Consider the following 17897-nt stretch of genomic DNA (forward strand, 5'->3'; position numbering starts at 1 on the left):
CCGCTACTTAAAATGTCGGGGTTTGCCTTACCGTTTATTCACGATGATAAGGATGATTGGCGGTGATGCTCCAGGCGCGATAAAGGCTTTCGGCGACCAGCACGCGCACCAGCGGATGAGGCAGCGTCAACGCAGAAAGCGACCAGCTCTGCTCAGCTGCGGCTTTGCAGGCGGGCGATAACCCTTCCGGGCCGCCAATCAACAGGCTAACGTCGCGACCGTCCTGTTTCCAGCGCTCCAGCTGCTGAGCGAGCTGGGGCGTTTCCCACGGCTGACCTGGGATATCCAGCGTGACGATGCGGTTGCCCTTGCCGGTTGCGGCCAGCATCGCCTCGCCTTCTTTTTCCAGGATGCGCTTGATATCGGCGTTTTTACCGCGTTTTCCCGCAGAGACTTCTACCAGCTCCAGCGGCATATCTTTGGGAAAACGACGCAGATATTCAGTGAAGCCGGTTTGCACCCAGTCGGGCATCTTAGTGCCAACGGCCACAAGCTGCAGTTTCACGCGTCAGCTCCAGAGTTTTTCCAGCTCATAAAGCTGGCGGCTCTCTTCCTGCATGACGTGCACAATGACGTCGCCCAGATCGACCACCACCCAGTCAGCGGCGTTTTTGCCTTCTACGCCGAGCGGGATCAAGCCTGCGGCGCGCGATTCCTGCACCACATGATCGGCGATCGAAGAGACATGACGCGTCGAGGTGCCGGTGCAGATGATCATGCAGTCGGTGATGCTGGATTTACCCTGAACGTTGAGTGCGACGATGTCCTGACCTTTAAGATCATCAATCTTATCAATAACGAACTCTTGGAGTGCTTTGCCTTGCAAAAGGTTCCCCTTTAATACGGATAGTAGCGGGCCGGCTGCTGGCCCCGATAAGGCAGCCAAAAAATTAAGCCGCGCAGTATAGCATGCCTTTGCCCGAGCAATATATGCCCGGTTTGCGGTTATTTGAGATAGAGGCCTGCGCGATCGATATAGTCGATGACGGATGCGGGCAACAGTTGATCGCAGGACAAGCCCTGGCGGCGGCGCTGACGAATTTCCGTGGCGGAGATATCGACCAGCGGCGTATCGGCCAGCCAGATAAAACCGGCGGGCTGCTGATGCAGCTGGGCTGTTTCGCTCGCCAGATGCGTATCAAGCCAGCGCTGCATTTCCGGCGATGCCATTTCGGCCGGATAGCCCGGACGTTTGCACACCAGCAGATGACAGAGCGACAGCAAATCCTGCCAGCGGTGCCAGCCTGAGAGGTTCAGCAGCGAGTCCTGACCAATAATAAATCCCAGCGGCTGCTGCGGCCCGCGTTCGGCACGCAGCGCCTCCAGCGTCGCCACTGTCCAGGAGGGCGTTTCGCGCATCAGTTCGCGGGTATCGATATCAAACAGCGGCCTGTCGCGAATGGCGCAGCGCAGCATGTCGACGCGCTGCGACGCGCTCGCTTCCGGCTGCGGGCGATGCGGCGGCACGTTGTTCGGCAGCAGCAGCACACGCGCCAGCCCGGTTTGCTGCGCCAGCGCTTCTACCGGCCGCAAATGGCCGAAGTGCACCGGATCGAAGGTGCCACCGAACAGGGCGTGTAGTTCAGACACTGGCGAAGCTCTCAGGGAAGTGGCGATGACAGAGCAGCAGCGACAGCGTCTCCAACTGCGGCCAGATGCGCTGTCCATAATCCTGCTTTAAGGTTAATTCAATTTGCGCCAGCAGGCGAATCGCACGCTGCAGGCGTGCGCCGTCCAGGCGCTGCAGCGCCTCGGTAAAGAGCGCGCGGCGGTTCTGCCAGATGCGCTGCTGGTCCATTAACGCGCGCAACGGCTGCTGCGCCTGATGGCGCTGCAGATGCAGCAACGTCATGATATCGCGCTGCAGCGTGCGCAGCAGGATAACCGGCTCACTATCCTCTTTTTCCAGCTGATGCAGAATATGCAGCGCGCGCTTGCTTTTGCCCGCCAGCAGCGCATCCACCCAGTGAAACGGGGTAAAATGCGCCGCGTCGCTTACGGCTTCTTCGACGCGCGGCAGCGTAAGCTTGCCGTCGGGCCAGAGCAGCGACAAACGTTCCAGCGCCTGCGCCAGCGCCAGCAGATTGCCTTCATAGCAGTAGCAGAGCAGCTGGATCGCCGCGTCATCTACCGAAAGCTTCATGCTTCTGGCGCGCGCCGCCACCCAGCGCGGCAGCTGCGCCTGCTCCGGCGTCTGGCACGGCACCAGCACACCATGCGCGGAGAGTGCCTTAAACCAGGCGCTATTCTCCTGGGCTTTCGTCAGCTTCGCCAGACGGCAGATCAGCAAGATATCGCTGTGCAGCAGGCTCGCCAGCTTATTCAGCTGTTCAGCCATGGCGGCGTTGGGGCCGTTTTCCGGGAAGAGCAGCGTCAGCGTCTGACGTTGAGCAAAAAGGCTCAGCGCCTGACAGCTGGCAAAGAGAGTTTCCCAGTCGGTCTGGGCATCAAGCGTAAAACTGAAATGCTCTTCGAATCCCTGTGCGATCGCGGCGGCGCGTATCGCGTCGGCGCTCTCCTGCACCAGCAGCGGCTCGTTTCCGGCTAACAAATAGCAAGCGCGCAGCCCCTCGCGGAGCTGCGCGCCAAGTTGCTCAGGATAGATCCTGATCATTGCGTACTGGTAGCGGAAGAGGAGGAGGCTGGCGCGGGCACCGCAGGTTCGCTGGCCGACGCAGGCAGCGTCTCTTTATGGTTCATCTGCGCGGCGTGCACGGTCAGCAGTTTACGTACCAGCTGCTCAGCGGCGCGCTGACGCATCTCCTGCACGATCATGTCCTGCTCGGCATCTTTCGCCAGCGCCGCGTTCGGGTTATCAAAGAACGAACGATAAACCGTGGTGCTGATTGGATAGATGCCTTTGCCTGGCAGCAGAACCTGCGCCGACACGTTCATCATCAGCGAGTATTCCGCCGTCGTACCGCTGATAAACACCGAGGCGGTATCGCGGCCCTGCGTTTCCGCGCCAAGGCGCAGCGTAGGGATGTCGGTACGGTTCTGTTTCGTATCCTCAACAATAGTGACGTTGTTGATACGCAACTGCTGACGCACCGTACGAGCCAGCGGACCGTAAGGGTCGCCGCTGTCCAGGATCAGCGTTTTCAGCTCGGTCGGCACCTGGGTGGTGCCGCGCGGATGAAAACCACAGCCGGCGGTAATCATCACCGCCAGCAGGACAAACAGCCTGATAATCAGATGTCGCACAGTTCCTCCTGAACTTAACCTACGACCAGGTTAAGCAGTTTGCCGGGTACATAAATCACTTTGCGAATGGTGACGCCGTCAAGGTACTTCGCGACCAGGTGCTCCTGGGCAGCGCGCGCCTGAACCTGCTCCTGCGTCGCGTCGGCGGCCACGGTAATTTTACCACGGACTTTACCGTTTACCTGTACAACCACCAGCAGCGACTCTTCCACCATCGCCGCTTCGTCTGCTACAGGCCAGGCGGCGTTATCCACGCTGCCTTCGCCGCCCAGCTCCTGCCACAGCACATAGCTGGCGTGCGGAGTGAACGGATAGAGCATACGAACAACGGCCAGCAGCGCTTCCTGCATCAGCGCGCGATCCTGCTCGCTCTCCTGCGGCGCGCGCGCCAGCTTATTCATCAGTTCCATAATCGCCGCGATAGCGGTGTTAAAGGTCTGACGACGGCCAATGTCATCGGAGACTTTGGCGATGGTCTTGTGCAGATCGCGACGCAGCGCTTTCTGCTCGTCATTCAGGCTGCTGAGATCCAGCGCGACCGTCGCGCCTTTCGCCGTGTGTTCATACGCCAGCTTCCACACGCGCTTCAGGAAGCGGTTAGCGCCTTCAACGCCTGACTCCTGCCACTCCAGCGTCATTTCTGCCGGCGACGCGAACATCATAAACAGACGGACCGTATCTGCGCCGTAACGCTCAACCATCAGCTGCGGGTCGATGCCGTTGTTTTTCGACTTCGACATTTTGCTCATGCCGGCGTAAATCACTTCGCGGCCCTGATTGTCGGTCGCTTTAACGATGCGGCCTTTCTCGTCGCGCTCGACGGTGACGTCAACCGGAGAAACCCAGTTACGCTCGCCGTTAGCGCCGAGGTAGTAGAACGCGTCTGCCAGCACCATGCCCTGACACAGCAGGCGCTTCGCCGGTTCACTGGAGGTCACCAGGCCCGCGTCGCGCAGCAGCTTGTGATAGAAGCGGAAATACATCAGGTGCATGATGGCGTGTTCAATACCGCCTACATACTGATCCACCGGCAGCCAGTAGTTGGCCGCAGCCGGATCCAGCATGCCTTCATCATAGTTGGCGCAGGTGTAACGCGCGTAGTACCAGGAGGACTCCATAAAGGTGTCGAAGGTGTCGGTTTCACGCAGCGCAGGCTGACCGTTCACCGTGGTTTTTGCCCACTCCGGGTCAGCTTTGATTGGGCTGGTGATGCCGTCCATCACTACATCTTCCGGCAGGATCACCGGCAGCTGATCTTCCGGCGTCGGCATGACGGTGCCATCTTCCAGGGTCACCATCGGAATCGGCGCGCCCCAGTAGCGCTGACGGGATACACCCCAGTCGCGCAGACGATAGTTGACCTTGCGTACGCCGACGCCTTTAGCGGCCAGCGCATCGGCGATGGCGTTGAAGCCCGCTTCATGGCTCAGACCGCTGAATTCGCCAGAGTTGAACAGGGTGCCTTTTTCGGTCATGGCAGCTGCGCTGACGTCCGGCTCGCTGCCGTCCAGGTTCAGTACCACCGGCTTAATCGGCAGATCGTATTTGGTGGCAAATTCCCAGTCGCGCTGATCGTGCGCCGGTACCGCCATAACGGCGCCGGTGCCGTACTCCATCAGGACGAAGTTAGCGACCCAGACCGGCACGTTGTCGCCGGTCAGCGGATGAATGGCGAACAGACCGGTCGCCATGCCTTTTTTCTCCATCGTCGCCATATCGGCTTCGGCCACTTTGGTGTTGCGGCATTCGGCGATAAAGTCAGCCAGCACCGGGTTGCCCATGGCGGCCTGCAGCGCCAGCGGATGGCCCGCGGCGACTGCGACGTAAGTCGCACCGAGGAAGGTATCCGGACGCGTAGTATAGACGGTCACTTTCTCTTCGCTGTCAGCGACGTCGAAGGTGATCTCGACGCCTTCAGAGCGGCCAATCCAGTTGCGCTGCATGGTTTTGACCTGCTCCGGCCACTCTTCCAGCGTATCGAGGTCGTTGAGCAGTTCATCGGCATAGTCGGTGATTTTCACGAACCACTGCGGGATCTCTTTACGCTCAACTTTGGTGTCGCAGCGCCAGCAGCAGCCGTCAATGACCTGTTCGTTCGCCAGCACCGTCTGATCGTTCGGGCACCAGTTCACCGCCGAGGTTTTTTTGTAAACCAGGCCTTTTTCATACAGTTTGGTGAAGAACCACTGTTCCCAGCGGTAGTATTCCGGCTTACAGGTCGCCAGCTCGCGGCTCCAGTCATAGCCGAAGCCCAGCAGTTTGAGCTGGTTCTTCATATATTCGATATTGTCGTAAGTCCAGGGCGCAGGCGCGGTGTTGTTTTTTACCGCCGCGCCTTCCGCTGGCAGGCCGAACGCATCCCAGCCAATTGGCTGCAGTACGTTTTTGCCAAGCATACGCTGGTAACGAGCGATCACATCACCGATGGTGTAGTTACGCACGTGGCCCATATGTAGGCGGCCGGAAGGATAGGGCAGCATGGAGAGGCAGTAATATTTCTCTTTGCTCTCATCTTCGGTCACTTTGAACGTTTGGTTTTCGTCCCAGTGTTGCTGGACGCGGGATTCTATCTCTTCCGGGCGGTATTGCTCTTGCATGGCAGCCTGTGGTCCTTAATGAATAACGCTTAGCTTACTTTAAGATCCGCATAGCATACCCATATGACTGCCGGTCAACAACACTTCACCGCCCTGTTGCGGCGATTTCTCGCGGAAGGCCGCATCCTCCCGTCATATTCCGATCCGCTTTCCTAAACAACACGGCAACCGGCGCAAAGCGGCTAAACTTAAAGCTGGCTTACCCGCGCAGAAAGGAGAATAAAATGAACAAAGTGGCGCAAATTTACCGTGAATCCCTGGCCGCGCTGACGGAGCGTTTGCGTCAGGGCGATCGGGATATCGACGCGCTGGTCTCATCGCGACGTCAGCAGTTGATGGCCAGCGAGTCCGCGACGACGGGCGAGATCGATCAGGCCCTGGCGGCGGTTCGACGCGATTTAGAGGAGTTTGCACGCAGCTATCAGGAGGTCCATCAGCCAGAGAAGGTCAATGATTCGCTGTTTATGCGCGTTATCCGCGAGAGTTTGTGGAAAGAGCTGGCAGACATTACCGACAAAAGCCAGCTGGAGTGGCGTGAGGTCTTTCAGGACCTGCATCATCACGGCGTTTATCAGAGCGGCGAGGTGGTAGGACTGGGCAATCTGGTGTGCGAGAAGTGTCACTTTACGCGTGCGATTTATACGCCGGAAACCTTAACGCGCTGTCCTGAGTGCGGTCACGATCAGTTTCAGCGTCAGCCATTTGAACCTTAAGGCTGGGCACACTCTCAGACCGCTGAGGAGTCTTGAACAGCGGGTGGCATGGACTGAAGATCAAAGCGTCCCGCGACAACAATGTCGCGGGACGAGCGGGCAGGGAGGCCGTTTTTTGCGCCTTTGCGATCGGACCATGTCACCCGCGTGAGTACGGAGCCACAGGTCCGAGCTAACGTTTAGTGCAAAATTTTCGCCAGGAATTCTTTTGCGCGATCCGACTGCGGATTATTGAAGAAGTCATCTTTACGCGTATCTTCGATAATCTTTCCTTCATCCATAAAGATAACGCGGTTCGCCACCTTGCGGGCAAAGCCCATCTCGTGCGTCACCACCATCATCGTCATCCCTTCCTGCGCCAGCTCCACCATCACGTCGAGCACTTCATTGATCATTTCCGGATCGAGCGCCGAGGTCGGTTCGTCGAACAGCATTGCGATAGGGTCCATACAGAGCGCGCGCGCAATGGCTACGCGCTGCTGCTGGCCGCCCGACAGCTGGCCGGGAAACTTCTGCGCATGGGCGGAAAGCCCCACGCGATTCAGCAGCTTCAGGCCTTTTTCCCGTGCAGCGGCTTTGTCGCGCTTCAGCACTTTTACCTGCGCCAGCACCAGATTATCGATAATGCTGAGGTGCGGAAACAGTTCGAAATGCTGGAAGACCATGCCGACTTTGCTGCGCAGCTGCGCAAGGTTGGTTTTTTTATTATTCACTTCGGTGCCGTTCACCAGAATAGTGCCCTGCTGAACCGGCTCCAGTCCGTTAACGGTTTTAATCAGGGTCGATTTGCCCGAGCCTGACGGCCCGCACACCACGACCACTTCTCCTTTCTGGACTTCGGTCGTGCAGTCGGTCAGCACCTGAAAGTGACCATACCACTTAGAAACGTTTTTCAGGTTAATCATTTAAACCGTCCTTTTTCTTTTTAGATAGCTGACCAACAGCGAAGCGCTCAGGCTGATCGCGAAATAGACCAGACCGGCAAAGAGAACCATTTCTACCTGGGTGCCGTCACGCTCGCCGATAGTCGACGCGGTGCGGAAGAAGTCAGCCAGGCTCAGCACGTAAACCAGCGAGGTATCCTGAAACAGCACGATGCCCTGCGTCAGCAGCAGCGGCACCATGGCGCGGAACGCCTGCGGCAGAATAATCAGCTGCATCGACTGCCAGTGCGTCATACCCAGCGCCAGCGCGGCGTTGGATTGCCCGCGCGCAATACTCTGGATACCGGCGCGAATAATTTCCGAGTAGTAGGCCGCTTCGAATAGCGAAAAGGCGATCATCGCCGAAATCAGGCGGATATCCGTCTTGGGCGACAGCCCCAGCACCTGCTGCAGGAAGCTCGGCACCACCAGATAGAACCACAGCAGCACCATCACCAGCGGGACAGAGCGGAACAGGTTCACATAGATCCGGGCGAACCAGCTGATCGGCTTGAAGGGCGACAGACGCATCACCGCCAGCAGCGTGCCCCAGATAATGCCGAACACCACCGCAGTGACGGTGATCTTTAGCGTAATCACCATGCCGTTAAGCAGATAGGGCAGGCTGGGAGGAATAGAACTCCAGTCAAACGCGTACATTATTTCCCTCCCATATTACCCGGCAGGCGCACCTTGCGCTCCACCAGGCTCATAATCATCATGATCACCAGGTTAATGGCGATATAGGCCAGCGTAATCGCGGTAAAGGACTCGTAGGCGTGCGCGGAGTAATCGAGCAGCTTGCCCGCCTGCGCCGCCATATCCACCAGCCCGATCGTCGAGGCGATAGCGGAGTTTTTCACCAGGTTGAGCATTTCCGAGGTCATCGGCGGCACAATCACGCGGTAGGCGTTGGGCAGCAGCACGTAGCGATAGGTTTGCGGCAGAGTCAGGCCCATCGCCAGGCCAGCATTTTTTTGCCCGCTCGGCAGCGAGTTGATTGCGGCGCGCACCTGCTCGCAGACGCGCGCGGCGGTAAACAGCCCGAGACAAATTACGGACGCGGTGAAGAACTGGATATTGGGATCCAGCTCCGATTTAAACCACATGCCGAGCTTTTCCCCAACCAGCTCTGGCGCCACCAGATACCAGAAGAAGAACTGCACAATCAGCGGAATGTTGCGGAACAGCTCCACGTAACAGGTGCCGATCGTCGAAAGCAGACGGTTAGGCACGGTACGCAAAATGCCGAATAAGGATCCTACAAGAAAGGCGATAATCCAGGCGCAGCAGGAGACCGCAACGGTCACCTGAAATCCGGACCACAGCCAGCCAAGGTAGGTCGTGTTGCCGAACGGGGCCTGTTCGAGAAAGATGCCCCAGTTCCAGTCGATACCCATAACGAGCTCCGGTAAAAAAGGGTAGCTAAGCTACCCTGAAGATTGATGAACGGCGTCTGTATGGCCTGCTTCAGGGGAACGACCTGAGCAGCTTGTCTGTCCGCGCCGGGTTTTCAGCAATCGAGAGGGCAGCGAGGCCGCCCTTGTTGTCGTTGTTAGTTAAGTGCTTTGTCGTTCGGCGTCTTAAACAGCGTCTGCATATCCGCAGAGAGATCGAAATTCAGGTTCAGATTCTTCGGCGGGATCGGCTGCTTGAACCAGGTATCGAACCACTTCGCGGCTTCGCCTGAGGTCTGCGCTTTGGCGATAGTGTCATCTACCAGCGTTTTAAACTGAGGGTCATCTTTACGCAGCATACAGCCATAGGCCTCTTTCGACTGCGGTGTGCCGACGATCTCCCAGTTGTCTGGTTTCTTCGCTTTGGCGCGTTCGCCTGCCAGCAGCGCGTCATCCATCATAAAGGCGACGGCGCGACCGGTTTCCAGCGTGCGGAACGAATCGCCATGGTCTTTAGCGCTGATGATGCGCATATCCATCTTTTTCTCGTCGTTCAGCTTATGCAGCAGCACTTCTGAAGTGGTGCCGGAGGTGACGACCACGGTTTTGCCTTTCAGATCGTCGAAATCTTTAATGTCGCCGCCTTTTTTCACCAGCAGACGCGTACCGATAACGAAAATGGTGTCGGAGAACGCCGCCTGTTTCTGGCGCTCAAGGTTGTTGGTGGTGGAGCCGCACTCAAAGTCGTAGGTGCCGTTCTGCAGCAGCGGAATACGGTTCTGCGACGTGACGGGGATCATCTTCACCTGCAGATCCGGTTTATTCAGCTTCGCTTTAATGGCGTCCACGATGGCGTTGGAGTAAGCCTGCGAATAGCCCACAACTTTTTGCTGGTTGTCATAATAAGAAAAAGGAACAGATGACTCGCGATGCCCCACGACGATGACGCCACTGTCGCTGATTTTCTTCAGGGTGCCGCTGAGATCTTCCGCCTGGGCCGCTCCCGCTGCTGCTACGCCTGCCAGCAAAAGTGATAATGCCACTTTGCGTATCTGCATGGTCCAACTCCTTCAAGAGATGTTGCGCAGAATATAAACTGCGCAGATGTGTGATGTTGTGTGTATTTCCTGCTGCTTTTTTTGTTATCTCACCGCTTCAGCGCGCTAAGAATATTCACTAACATAGCGGATTGTTAACGTTATGAAACGAAAAAGTTTCTTTTTTTGCGAAGTGTTCCGCACCAAATTGAGGCGTATTTCTGGCGTTGCGCGTTAAAGGTGCGTCGCATTGCCTTTTAATGGTGCAGGACAGCCCGTTTAACCCGTCTGTCAGCCTGGCTTACAGGAAACCTGTGTTACTGATAGCAAGCATCGTGCCAGTTAACAGGCGCAGCAGAAAATCGGGGACGAGGGCGTAAAACAAGCGGAAAACGGAGGAGAGGAGGGCGGCGAGCACTGCGCTCACCGCCACTACGGCAGGTCAGGCCTTGCGGCGCCACAGCGCCAGCAGCGCAGCGCACAGCGTCAGCAACCAGACCGGCCAGAGACCAGCATGGGCGTAAGGAGTTTCGCCAGTGATCGGCGTCACCTTATCCAGCAGGACGCCGCGAATAAACTGCGGCAGGATCTTTTCTACCTCACCCTGCGCGTTCACCACGGCGGTGACGCCGTTATTGGTGCTGCGCAGCAGCGGGCGACCCAGTTCGAGCGCGCGCATCCGCGCCATCTGAAAGTGCTGCCAGGGACCGATAGAATGACCGAACCAGGCGTCATTGGAGACGGTCAGCAGGAAATCGGTATCAGGATGGAAGTTAGCGCGCACCTGCTCGCCCAGCACGATTTCATAACAGATCGCGCTGGTGAGGTTATAACCCGCCGCCCTCAGCTGCCGCTGCAGATAATCGCCGCGGCTGAATGACGACATCGGCAGATCGAAGAAGGGCGCCAGCGGACGCAGCAGGCTCTCCAGCGGCACAAACTCGCCGAAAGGCACCAGGTGGTTTTTCTGGTAGCGGTTCTTGCTCTGATAGCTGTAAGGCGTTTCGCCGCCCAGCACGATAACCGAGTTGTAGTCGTGATAGCGATTCTGCTCCAGACGGGAATCGACAATGCCGGTGATCAGCGAGCTGCCGCGCTCGCGAAGCTCCTCATCCAGCGAGCGTAAAAATGGCTGCTGGTTGCTTTCCAGATCGGTAATCGCCGACTCTGGCCAGATAATCAACGGCGCTTTACCCATCAGCGGCTGGCTCAGGCCGTTATAGGCGCGCAGCGTGGTGAGCAGCTGCTGCGGATCCCACTTCATCGACTGCGGAATATTGCCCTGTACCAGCGCGACCTCGACGCTGCGCGCCGGTTGTGGCTGAGTCCAGTGGATATAACGCAGCGGCCAGGGCAGCGCCAGCAGCAGCAGCGCGGCGATGGCGCTCTTTGCATTGCGCTGGCGAATGGCGTAAACCAGCAGGCCGGAGATCGCCATCAGCAGGAAGGTCAGCGTTTCCACCCCCGCCAGCGGCGCTAAGCCTTTCAGCGGGCCGTCGATCTGGCTGTAGCCGAACTGCAGCCAGGGAAAGCCGGTCAGCACCCAGCCGCGCAGGAACTCGCTGAGTTGCCACAGAGCGGGCGCCGCCAGCGCCAGACGCCACAGCGTGGCGCGCGGCCAGAAACGGTTAAGCACGCTGGCGAACAGCGCCGGATAGAGCGACAGATAAGCCGCCAGCAGAATCACCAGGAATACGTTGACCGGGCCAGGCATGCCGCCAAAGGTGGCGATGCTGACGTAGACCCAGTTTACGCCGCTGCCGAACAGGCCGAAGCCCCAGGCAAAGCCGATGGCGGTGGCCTGACCGTTGCGACGATCCAGCGTCAGCAGCTGCAGGCCGCCCAGCGACAGCAGCGCGGCGGGCCAGAAGTCATAAGGAGAGAAGGCAAGGGTGCCGAGGGCACCCGTCAACAATGCCAGCAACAAACGTACCCGCTGGCGCGGGTAAAGTGAGGCCAGAGACATAGAGTTATTCGTCATCCAGTTGGGGTAGCGGCGAGTTTTCCGGAATTTTTACATGCACCTGGATGATGCGACGGCTGTCGGACATGGCGACCTTGAAATGATAGCCGTCGATGTCAATGCTCTCTCCCCGTCCGGGAAGATGGCCAAATCCCTGCATGACCAGTCCGCCAATCGTGTCCACTTCTTCATCGCTGAACTGCGTGCCGAACACCTCGTTGAAATCTTCAATCGGGGTCAGGGCGCGTACCGTATAGGTCTGGCGGTTCAGCTGACGGATATCGCGATCTTCTTCGTCATCATACTCATCTTCGATCTCACCGACGATCAGCTCAAGGATATCCTCGATAGTGACCAGGCCGGAAACACCGCCGAATTCGTCGATAACGATCGCCATATGATAGCGCTGAGAACGAAACTCTTTCAGCATGCGATCGACGCGTTTGCTCTCCGGCACCACAACCGCCGGGCGCAGCACTTTTTCCATGCTGAACGGCTCTGATTCGCTGCTCATAAACGGCAGCAGATCTTTCGCCATCAAAATGCCTTCAACATGGTCTTTGTCTTCGCTGATAACCGGGAAACGCGAATGCGCTGACTCGATAATCACGTCAAGGCACTCATCCAGCGACTGGTTGCGCTTCAGGGTAATCATTTGCGAACGCGGGATCATGATGTCGCGCACGCGCTGCTCTGCAATATCCAGCACCCCTTCGAGCATGTCGCGGGTATCTTCGTCAATCAGCTCTTTTTGCTCGGAGTCGCGGATCAGCTCCAGTAGTTCATCACGGTTTTGTGGTTCGCCGTGAAAAAGTTGGTTGATAAGCAGGGAAAAAAATCCCTTTTTACTACTGGGTGCATCGCTGTTTTGAGAATGGTCGTCGCTCATGGCGTTTTTTTACAGATCTCTCTGGTGAGGTGGGTCGCTGTCGGCGCCCTCGCCGACAGCCGGGTAATCTGAGCCAGCGGCTCAGGCGTCTTCTTTTTCCGAAATGTACGGATCGGGATAACCAAGAGCAAGCATTATCTCTGTCTCCAGCGCTTCCATCTCTTCGGCTTCGTCATCTTCGATATGATCGTAACCGAGCAGATGCAGCGTGCCGTGCACCACCATATGGGCCCAGTGAGCCTCGACGCTTTTCCCTTGCTCTTCCGCCTCTTGCTCTACCACCTGACGACAAATGATCAGGTCGCCCAGCAGCGGCAGCTCAATGCCCGGCGGCGCTTCAAAGGGAAAGGAGAGGACGTTGGTCGGCTTGTCTTTGCCGCGATAAGTCAGATTAAGCTCATGGCTCTCCGCCTCGTCCACCAGACGAATAGTGACTTCGCTTTCTGGCTGAAAAGGGGTAACCGCCGCTTCCAGCCAGCGCTGGAAAGCGGCCTCGTCAGGCAGGCCGCCGGTCTGTTCGCAGGCCAGCTGCAGGTCAAGAATTACCGCGCTCATTTACTCTCCTGCGCCTCGCTCTGCGCCGCCAGCGCTTCGCGTTTCCGTTCTTCCGCCAGTCTGTCGCGGCGTTTCTGGTCCGCTTCTTCCCAGGCTTCATAGGCGGTTACGATGCGCGCTACCACCGGGTGACGCACCACGTCTTCGCTCTGGAAGAAGTTGAAGCTCAGCTCTTCGACTTCGGAGAGCACTTCAATGGCGTGGCGCAGGCCCGATTTGGTGCTGCGCGGCAGGTCGATCTGCGTGACGTCGCCGGTGATGACCGCTTTGGAGTTGAAGCCGATACGCGTCAGGAACATCTTCATCTGTTCGATGGTGGTGTTCTGGCTTTCATCAAGAATGATAAAGGCGTCGTTCAGCGTGCGGCCGCGCATATAGGCAAGCGGCGCCACTTCAATCACGTTGCGCTCCATCAGCTTCTCAACGCGCTCGAAGCCCAGCATTTCGAACAGCGCGTCATAGAGCGGACGCAGGTAAGGGTCGACCTTCTGGCTCAGATCGCCTGGCAGGAAGCCGAGCTTTTCACCCGCTTCTACCGCCGGACGCGTCAGCAGAATACGGCGAATCTCCTGACGCTCCAGCGCATCCACCGCCGCGGCGACGGCGAGATAGGTTTTACCCGTACCGGCCGGCCCGACGCCAAAGGTGATGTCGTGGTCGAGGATATTGGCAATGTACTGCGCCTGGTTCGGCGTGCGCGGCTTGATTACGCCGCGCTTGGTCTGGATATGTACGGCTTTGCCGTAGTCCGGCACGCTATCGGCGGTCTGCTCCAGCACGCGGCTCTCTTTGATCGCCAGATGAATTTGTTCTGGCTCGATATCCGGGATGGTGCCGCGTACCGGCGCGGTATCGACATAGAGCGTGCGCAGAATATCTTCAGCGGCGTTAACGCAGAGCGCGCGGCCAACCAGCTTAAAGTTATTGTCGCGACGGTTGATCTCAATGCCCAGACGACGCTCAAGCTGCTTCACGTTGTCGTCAAACGGACCGCACAGGCTCATCAGTCGGCGGTTATCAGCCGGTTCAAGGGTGATTTCACGAGTTTCGATATTCAAACGAATCCTTTGGGTCACTCAGGGCCAGTTAGAATGGGTGCTGATGCCGGGTTGATTAACGACGGCACTTTAAGAAATTATTTATGGCATGTCGCCGGGGCGCAAGCGTAGCTAATGATATTTGGGTCGCGCGTCCAGAAACCAAGGGCGGAAAGAAGAAAAGAGCGGCGACGCGGTGGGCGCCGCCGCTGACTGAAAAGCGTATCAAGGCTGGAAGGTGCCGACGCCGATTTCGTTCTCTTTGCGCGTGCGCGCGATAACCGATGCCGGGCTTTCTACAATGCGCAGCCCCATCTCATCCTCGGTGCGCACCACTTTGCCGCGCAGCGAGTTAGTGTAGACGTCAACGATCTCTACATCGACAAATTTACCGATCATCTCCGGCGAACCTTCGAAGTTCACTACGCGGTTGGTCTCGGTACGGCCTGACAGCTCCATCACATTTTTACGCGAGGTGCCTTCCACCAGAATACGCTGCACGGTGCCAAGCATACGGCGGCTCCAGGCCATCGCCTGCTGATTGATGCGGTCCTGCAGAATATAGAGACGCTGCTTTTTCTCTTCTTCCGAGACGTCATCCGGCAGGTCCGCCGCTGGCGTACCGGGACGCGCAGAGTAGATAAAGCTGAAGCTCATGTCGAAGTTGACGTCGGCGATCAGCTTCATGGTCTGTTCGAAGTCCTGCTGAGTTTCGCCAGGGAAACCGATGATAAAGTCGGAGCTGATCTGGATATCCGGACGCGCAGCGCGCAGCTTGCGGATAATCGCTTTATACTCCAGCGCGGTATGTGCACGTTTCATCAGCGTCAGAATGCGGTCCGCGCCGCTCTGTACCGGCAGGTGCAGGAAGCTCACCAGCTCCGGCGTATCGCGGTACACTTCGATAATGTCGTCGGTGAACTCGATCGGGTGGCTGGTGGTAAAGCGAATGCGATCGATGCCGTCAATGGCGGCCACCAGGCGCAGCAGCTCGGCGAAGGTGCAGATTTCGCCGTCAAAGGTCGCGCCGCGATAGGCGTTCACGTTCTGGCCCAGCAGGTTGACTTCACGCACGCCCTGCGCCGCCAGCTGGGCGATCTCCAGCAGAATATCGTCGCATGGACGACTCACTTCTTCGCCGCGCGTATAGGGCACCACGCAGAAGGTGCAGTATTTGTTGCAGCCTTCCATGATGGAGACGAACGCGGTCGGGCCTTCCGCACGGGGTTCCGGCAGACGGTCAAATTTTTCGATTTCCGGGAAGCTGATATCCACGATCGGGCTTTTGCTGCCGCGCACGCTGTTGATCATTTCCGGCAGGCGATGCAGGGTTTGCGGGCCGAATACGATATCCACGTAGCTGGCGCGCTGGCGAATATGTTCCCCTTCCTGCGACGCCACGCAGCCGCCGACACCGATAATCAAATCAGGGTTGCGCTCTTTTAAGGTTTTCCAGCGGCCTAACTGATGGAAAACTTTCTCCTGCGCCTTTTCGCGAATAGAGCAGGTGTTGAGCAGCAGAACGTCCGCCTCGTCAGCATCCTCGGTCAGCGTGTAGCCGTGGGTACTGTTCAGCAGGTCAGCCATCTTGGATGAATCGTACTCATTCATCTGACAGCCCCAGGTTTTGATATGCAGTTTTTTCATTGTCGAACTAGCCATTGATTCAGTGCAGTGAAGTGCAGGGCGCGTATTGTAATGCTTTGACGCTGTTGTGACCAGCGCATCGCCGTCATACTTCGCATACAGCGACCCTGAAGAGACGCGAACGCTGACCATTCTCTCCGCCCTTGCCGGGCATTTCTGCCGGCCGGGCGTTTTTCCGGTACACTTTGCGCCAGTTATCCCGTCTTACGCGGCGGGTAAAGAGCAGAAGGAGATAAGCAATGCAGGATAACCGCTTTGATGTGGTGGTGGTAGGCGGCGGCATGGTCGGCGCGGCGCTGGCGTGCGGCCTGGCGCTTCAGCAGTTTCGCGTCGCGGTCGTGGAGCGCGCGGAGCCTGCGCCTTTTGACCCCGACAGCGATCCCGACGTGCGTATCTCCGCGATTGGCAGCGCCTCGGTAGGGCTACTGAAGCAGCTCGACGTCTGGCCGCGCGTCCAGGCGATGCGCTGCGCGCCCTATCGCAAGCTGGAAACCTGGGAGTGGCAAACGGCCCACGTCAGTTTCGACGCCGCGTCGCTGGGTCTGCCGGAGCTGGGCTTTATGGTCGAGAATAACGTTCTGCAGCGCGCGCTGTGGGAAAGGATGGAGCAGCTCGATATTCAGCTGCGCTGTCCCGCGACGCTCTCCAGCCTGCAACAGGAGAATGGCGGCTGGCGGCTCGATCTCAGCGACGGCGAAGCGCTGCATACGCGGCTGGTGGTCGGCGCCGACGGCGCGAACTCGCAGGTGCGGCAGATGGCGGGCATTGGGATTCAGGGCTGGAGCTATGCGCAATCCTGTTTGCTTATCAGCGTCACCTGCGAACATCCGGCAGGTGACTCCACCTGGCAGCAGTTTACGCCGCAAGGTCCGCGCGCGTTTCTGCCGCTGTATGACAATCGCGCCTCGCTGGTGTGGTATGACGCGCCGGCGCGCATTCGCCAGCTACAGGCGATGCCGATGCCGCAGCTGGAAAAAGAGATCGCCGCGACGTTTCCGGCGCGGCTGGGACGCTTTAAAGCGCATGCGGCGGGTGGCTTTCCGCTGGTGCGACGCCATGCGCAGCGTTATGTGCTGCCCGGACTGGCGTTGATCGGCGACGCGGCGCACACCATCAACCCGCTGGCGGGGCAGGGCGTCAACCTTGGCTATCGCGACGTGGACGCGCTGGTGGAGGTGCTGGTAGAGGCGCGCAGCAATGCGCAAGAGTGGGCCTCGGAGAACGTGCTGCGTCGTTATCAGTCACAGCGCCGACGGGATAATTTGCTGATGCAGGGCGGAATGGATCTCTTCTATTTCGCCTTCAGCAACCGACTACCGCCGCTGACGTTTGCGCGCAACCTGGGGTTGATCGCGGCGGAGCGGTCGGGGGCGCTGAAGCGCAAGGTGCTGCGGTACGCGCTGGGGTTGTAGCGGCGGGTTTTAAAGGTGTAAGCGGCAGCGGATGATAGTAGACCTCTGCCGTGATTGTACGTGGCTTTAGGCCAGAGTCTCTTCCCGGTCGCAAAGCCGCTGTTCGTCATCCATGGCCGCTCGGCCCGCAACGGCCCTGTCGCGGGACACTTTGCTTTTTGGGAAGAGACTTTTTAGCCGGTGTGCAGCAACGTTGCTGTTTGAAAAGAAATAGCAGACGACAAAAACAACAAAGCCCGCGAAAGCGGGCCTGTTGTGCAATTTGGCTGGGGTGCAGGGATTCGAACCCCGGAATGCCGGAATCAGAATCCGGTGCCTTACCGCTTGGCGACACCCCAATAGTGTCTGTTCAAATTGTCTTTGTATGGCTGGGGTACGAGGATTCGAACCTCGGAATGCCGGAATCAGAATCCGGTGCCTTACCGCTTGGCGATACCCCAATAATTTGGTGGCTACGACGGGATTTGAACCTGTGACCCCATCATTATGAGTGATGTGCTCTAACCAGCTGAGCTACGTAGCC

17 protein-coding genes and 3 tRNA genes are annotated in these 17897 nt (G+C 58.1%); 2 read left to right on the plus strand and 18 right to left on the minus strand.

Features of this window, described 5'->3' with window-relative positions:
* Positions 1–34 precede the first annotated feature (34 nt).
* The 6 genes from rlmH to leuS all read right to left on the minus strand — a co-directional run bounded on the left by rlmH (position 35) and on the right by leuS (position 5801).
* Positions 35–505, minus strand: coding sequence for a 23S rRNA (pseudouridine(1915)-N(3))-methyltransferase RlmH (rlmH, locus tag EKL29_RS20455; RefSeq protein ID WP_033751828.1), 471 nt, complete (start codon positions 503–505; stop codon positions 35–37).
* A 3-nt stretch (positions 506–508) separates the two neighbouring features.
* Complete coding sequence (gene rsfS / locus EKL29_RS20460; protein ID WP_120451391.1) at positions 509–826, minus strand: ribosome silencing factor; 318 nt, start codon at positions 824–826, stop codon at positions 509–511.
* Between the two features lie 119 nt (positions 827–945).
* Positions 946–1590 carry a nicotinate-nucleotide adenylyltransferase gene (nadD, locus tag EKL29_RS20465; protein ID WP_126690543.1) on the minus strand — a complete coding sequence of 215 codons (645 nt, stop codon included), beginning with the start codon at positions 1588–1590 and terminating at the stop codon, positions 946–948.
* Positions 1583–2614 (minus strand): DNA polymerase III subunit delta, encoded by a 1032-nt coding sequence (holA, locus tag EKL29_RS20470; RefSeq protein ID WP_120451395.1) that lies wholly within the window; start codon positions 2612–2614, stop codon positions 1583–1585. The genes nadD and holA overlap by 8 nt, the downstream gene beginning before the upstream one ends.
* On the minus strand, positions 2611–3204 hold the full coding sequence (gene lptE / locus EKL29_RS20475; RefSeq protein WP_120451397.1) for an LPS assembly lipoprotein LptE: 594 nt from the start codon (positions 3202–3204) through the stop codon (positions 2611–2613). The genes holA and lptE overlap by 4 nt, the downstream gene beginning before the upstream one ends.
* Positions 3205–3218: 14 nt before the next feature.
* Complete coding sequence (leuS, locus tag EKL29_RS20480; RefSeq protein WP_120451399.1) at positions 3219–5801, minus strand: leucine--tRNA ligase; 2583 nt, start codon at positions 5799–5801, stop codon at positions 3219–3221.
* 224 nt (positions 5802–6025) lie between these two features.
* Here leuS and EKL29_RS20485 point away from each other — a divergent pair, with 224 nt between their 5' ends.
* A complete protein-coding gene (locus tag EKL29_RS20485; protein WP_120451401.1) occupies positions 6026–6514 on the plus strand; it encodes a zinc ribbon-containing protein in 489 nt (162 codons plus the stop codon).
* Between the two features lie 179 nt (positions 6515–6693).
* Here EKL29_RS20485 and EKL29_RS20490 read toward each other — a convergent pair whose 3' ends face one another.
* The 9 genes from EKL29_RS20490 to miaB all read right to left on the minus strand — a co-directional run bounded on the left by EKL29_RS20490 (position 6694) and on the right by miaB (position 15962).
* Entirely contained in the window at positions 6694–7419 is a 726-nt protein-coding gene (locus EKL29_RS20490; RefSeq protein WP_126690544.1) for an amino acid ABC transporter ATP-binding protein, read from the minus strand.
* Positions 7420–8097, minus strand: coding sequence for a glutamate/aspartate ABC transporter permease GltK (gene gltK, locus EKL29_RS20495; protein WP_126690545.1), 678 nt, complete (start codon positions 8095–8097; stop codon positions 7420–7422).
* Positions 8097–8837 carry an amino acid ABC transporter permease gene (locus tag EKL29_RS20500; RefSeq protein ID WP_120451407.1) on the minus strand — a complete coding sequence of 247 codons (741 nt, stop codon included), beginning with the start codon at positions 8835–8837 and terminating at the stop codon, positions 8097–8099. The genes gltK and EKL29_RS20500 overlap by 1 nt, the downstream gene beginning before the upstream one ends.
* 155 nt (positions 8838–8992) lie before the next feature.
* Positions 8993–9892, minus strand: a complete 900-nt coding sequence (locus EKL29_RS20505) for a glutamate/aspartate ABC transporter substrate-binding protein (protein ID WP_126690546.1) — start codon at positions 9890–9892, stop codon at positions 8993–8995.
* A gap of 421 nt (positions 9893–10313) precedes the next feature.
* Entirely contained in the window at positions 10314–11837 is a 1524-nt protein-coding gene (gene lnt / locus EKL29_RS20510; protein WP_126690547.1) for an apolipoprotein N-acyltransferase, read from the minus strand.
* Positions 11838–11841: 4 nt separating this feature from the next.
* Positions 11842–12723 (minus strand): CNNM family magnesium/cobalt transport protein CorC, encoded by an 882-nt coding sequence (corC, locus tag EKL29_RS20515; RefSeq protein WP_120451410.1) that lies wholly within the window; start codon positions 12721–12723, stop codon positions 11842–11844.
* A gap of 81 nt (positions 12724–12804) precedes the next feature.
* The gene (gene ybeY / locus EKL29_RS20520; RefSeq protein WP_126690548.1) at positions 12805–13278 is read right to left on the minus strand and encodes an rRNA maturation RNase YbeY; all 474 of its coding nucleotides are present in this window, start codon (positions 13276–13278) and stop codon (positions 12805–12807) included.
* Entirely contained in the window at positions 13275–14336 is a 1062-nt protein-coding gene (locus EKL29_RS20525; protein WP_120451414.1) for a PhoH family protein, read from the minus strand. The genes ybeY and EKL29_RS20525 overlap by 4 nt, the downstream gene beginning before the upstream one ends.
* 204 nt (positions 14337–14540) lie before the next feature.
* On the minus strand, positions 14541–15962 hold the full coding sequence (gene miaB / locus EKL29_RS20530; protein WP_179256419.1) for a tRNA (N6-isopentenyl adenosine(37)-C2)-methylthiotransferase MiaB: 1422 nt from the start codon (positions 15960–15962) through the stop codon (positions 14541–14543).
* A 239-nt stretch (positions 15963–16201) separates the two neighbouring features.
* Between miaB and ubiF the strand changes: the two genes are divergently transcribed.
* On the plus strand, positions 16202–17374 hold the full coding sequence (ubiF, locus tag EKL29_RS20535; protein ID WP_126690549.1) for a 3-demethoxyubiquinol 3-hydroxylase: 1173 nt from the start codon (positions 16202–16204) through the stop codon (positions 17372–17374).
* A 263-nt stretch (positions 17375–17637) separates the two neighbouring features.
* Here the strand turns inward: ubiF and EKL29_RS20540 are convergent.
* The 3 genes from EKL29_RS20540 to EKL29_RS20550 all read right to left on the minus strand — a co-directional run bounded on the left by EKL29_RS20540 (position 17638) and on the right by EKL29_RS20550 (position 17897).
* A tRNA-Gln gene (locus EKL29_RS20540) sits at positions 17638–17712 on the minus strand.
* Positions 17713–17739: 27 nt separating this feature from the next.
* Positions 17740–17814 (minus strand) — tRNA-Gln (locus EKL29_RS20545).
* Positions 17815–17820: 6 nt separating this feature from the next.
* Positions 17821–17897: transfer RNA gene (locus tag EKL29_RS20550), tRNA-Met, on the minus strand.

The organism is Pantoea sp. YU22, from assembly GCF_003970755.1.
Classification (GTDB): domain Bacteria; phylum Pseudomonadota; class Gammaproteobacteria; order Enterobacterales; family Enterobacteriaceae; genus Pantoea; species Pantoea piersonii.